The 219-nt window shown below is 47.5% G+C and carries 1 pseudogene; it reads left to right on the top strand.

Going from position 1 to position 219, the window contains the following annotated elements:
• Positions 1 to 35: 35 nt before the first annotated feature.
• Positions 36 to 219, top strand: a pseudogene (locus KJS52_RS27230) (FIVAR domain-containing protein); the annotation flags it as partial.

Here is a 219-nt window from a genome sequence, read left to right as displayed (position 1 = left end):
CTCTAGAAGCATTGGAAACAGCGCATGAGAACCTAGTGCCAGTACCAGTAGTGCCGACAGTAGACAAGTCTAAACTTGAGGCGAAATCTGAAGAAATCGACGAAGCGATTTCAACAGGTGAGCTGAAGGAAGAGGCGTACACAGAAGCAAGCTGGCAAGCATTAGAAGAAGCGTTGACAGAAGCGAAAGCAGTACTTGCAGATCCAACTGCAACACAAG

The organism is Paenibacillus montaniterrae, assembly GCF_018403185.1.
In the GTDB taxonomy this organism is placed as follows: domain Bacteria; phylum Bacillota; class Bacilli; order Paenibacillales; family Paenibacillaceae; genus Pristimantibacillus; species Pristimantibacillus montaniterrae.
The sequence above is the reverse complement of the archived record's forward strand: the minus strand, read 5'-3'. Positions and strand labels throughout refer to the sequence as shown.